Source organism: Neisseria sp. P0021.S005 (assembly GCF_051956955.1).
This window is the reverse complement of sequence record NZ_JBQCWY010000398.1, coordinates 1-2,748: the sequence shown is the minus strand read 5'-3', so window position 1 is coordinate 2,748 and position 2,748 is coordinate 1. Positions and strand designations below refer to the sequence as shown.

At 50.4% G+C, this 2,748-nt stretch carries 2 protein-coding genes; both read left to right on the top strand.

The genetic code is table 11. The annotated features are described in order from the left end of the window. Positions 1-82 precede the first annotated feature (82 nt). Positions 83-1,186: a peptide chain release factor 2 gene (gene prfB / locus ACTHUE_RS14705; protein WP_003681666.1), complete on the top strand. Its 1,104-nt coding sequence runs from the start codon at positions 83-85 to the stop codon at positions 1,184-1,186. A 199-nt stretch (positions 1,187-1,385) separates the two neighbouring features. Continuing rightward, a partial coding sequence (locus ACTHUE_RS14700; protein WP_440423870.1) for an oligopeptide:H+ symporter occupies positions 1,386-2,748 on the top strand: 1,363 nt, incomplete at its 3' end.

Genomic DNA, 2,748 nt, shown 5'->3' with positions numbered 1-2,748 from the left:
ATTTTCAGACGGCCCGGTCATGGAAAAAAACAGGCAAATCCCTTACAATACGCCCCTAAAATTTTGAAAGAACACAAGAATCATGGAAGCCGAAGTAATCAACCAGCTTAACAACACCCTAAACGACTTGGAGAAGCGCAGCGAAGACATCCGCGTCTATATGGACTATCAAGGCAAAAAAGACCGCCTTGAAGAAGTCGTCGGCCTCTCCGAAGATCCGGAACTTTGGAACGACCCCAAACGCGCCCAAGAAATCGGCAAAGAGCGCAAGATCCTCGAAGGCATCGTGGTAACCCTCGACAACATCGCCACAGGCATCGAAGACAACCGCATGCTGATTGAAATGGCCGTCGAAGAAAATGACGAAGAAGGTTTCGCCGCCGTACAGGAAGATGTGGCCGGTTTGGAAAAACAAATGGCCGACCTCGAATTCAAACGAATGTTCAACCAGCCTGCCGACCCGAACAACTGCTTTATCGACATCACCGCAGGCGCAGGCGGTACTGAAGCCGAAGACTGGGCGGGCATGCTGTTCCGCATGTACAGCCGCTACGCCGAGCGCAAAGGCTTCAAAATCGAAATCCTTGAAGAAGACGACGGCGAAATCGCAGGCATCAACCGCGCCACCATCCGCGTGGAAGGCGAATACGCCTACGGCCTACTGCGTACCGAAACCGGCGTTCACCGCTTGGTTCGTTACTCACCGTTTGACTCCAACAACAAACGCCATACGTCTTTTTCATCCGTGTTTGTTTACCCCGAAATCGACGATTCCATCGAAATCGAAATCAACCCTGCCGATTTGCGCATCGACACTTACCGCGCATCGGGTGCCGGCGGTCAGCACATTAACAAAACCGACTCCGCCGTGCGTATTACCCACGAGCCGACAGGGATTGTAGTGCAATGTCAAAACGACCGCTCGCAACACGCCAACAAAGCTGCTGCGATGGAAATGTTGAAATCCAAACTGTACGAATTGGAAATGCGCAAACGCAACGAAGAGAAACAGGCGTTGGAAGAAGGCAAATCCGATGTGGGTTGGGGCAGCCAAATCCGATCATACGTTTTGGACTCCTCACGCATCAAAGACTTGCGTACAGGCTACGAAGTCGGCAACACCAAAGCCGTATTGGACGGCGACTTGGACGGCTTCATCGAAGCCAGCCTGAAACAAGGCGTATAAACCGTAAAACATAAAATGCCGTCTGAAAGATTTCAGACGGCATTTTTCAGTTTGAAAGAAACATTATTTTGCAAATATTAAAACATGTTTTGCAAATGCAAAGATTGGCGGTAATATATAGTTTCTATAAAAATGATTGGTAGGTGCAATAGGCCGTCTGAAGCCTGATCCTGTCCGATATATTAGGAGAACTTATTAAATGTCCGGTCAAAAGCTGTCTTCTGCCGAGAAAACTTTCTTCGGCCATCCTTTGCAATTATCCACCCTATTCCATATTGAGCTGTGGGAGCGTTTTTCCTTCTACGGTATGCAGGGCATCCTGCTGATTTATCTATATTACGCCGCGAATCAAGGCGGTTTGGGTATGGATAAAGCCTTGGCCGGTGGCATTGTCGGCGCGTACGGCGGCAGCGTTTACCTGTCCACGATTCTCGGCGCATGGTTGGCCGACCGCATTTGGGGCGCGGAGCGTACCCTGTTTATCGCCGGCATCGTCGTGATGACCGGCCATATTTTATTGGCGATTGTGCCGGGTTTGATGGGATTGCTGCTGGGCTTGGTGTTTATCGCGCTGGGCAGCGGCGGCGTGAAATCGTCTGCCGGTTCGATGGTCGGCTCTTTGTATGAACGGGACGACCTGCGCGAATTGCGCGATGCCGGTTTCTCTATTTTCTATATTTCCATCAATATCGGCGGTTTCTTAGGCCCTTTGTTGACCGGTATTTTGCAAGACAGAATGGGATTCCATTACGGTTTCGCCGCGGCGGCCGTCGGTATGGCATTTGGCCTGCTGTGGTATTCGCGCGGCCGTAAAAACCTGCCGCATACGCCGGCTCCCAATCCGTTGCGCCCTGAAAAGGTACAGACTGCAATAGCTGTCGGTGTGTTGCTGGTTTTGGTGTTGAGCAGCGTGATTGCTTCCGGCGCGCTCAATCTTGAGAACTTTTCACGCTGGCTTTTAGGCGTGGTCATTATTACCGTTATCGCTTATTTTGCACGCCTGCTGGGCAGCAGCCAGGTTGAAGCGGCCAATAAACGCTATATTGTGGCCTATATTCCGCTGTTTTTGACCATTTGTATGTTCTGGGCGGTTTGGTTTCAGGTGTACACCGTTGCAACGGTTTATTTTGACGAAACGGTGGACCGTACTTTCTTCGGCTTTACCGTGCCTGTTTCATGGAAAGATTCGATACAGGCCATGTGGGTGGTCCTCTTTTCCGGCGTGATGGCGGCGGTGTGGACGAAAATGGGCAAACGCCAACCTAAAACGCCGTTGAAGTTTGCACTGGCCATGTTGGTAACCGGCGTCTCTTATTTGAGTTTTATTCCGTATATTTCATCCGGAACCCCGATGCCGATTATCGTGTTTATGCTGGTGTTGCTGGCGATTACGATAGGCGAGCTGATGCTGTCGCCGATTTCGCTGTCGTTTTCTACCAAAATCGCACCGAGCATGTTCAAAACACAAATGGTTGCTTTGAATTTCTTGGCATTGTCCATCGGCTTTACCTTGGGCGGAGTGTTGTTTAAAGACTACTACAATGCTCAGTCGCCATTGGATT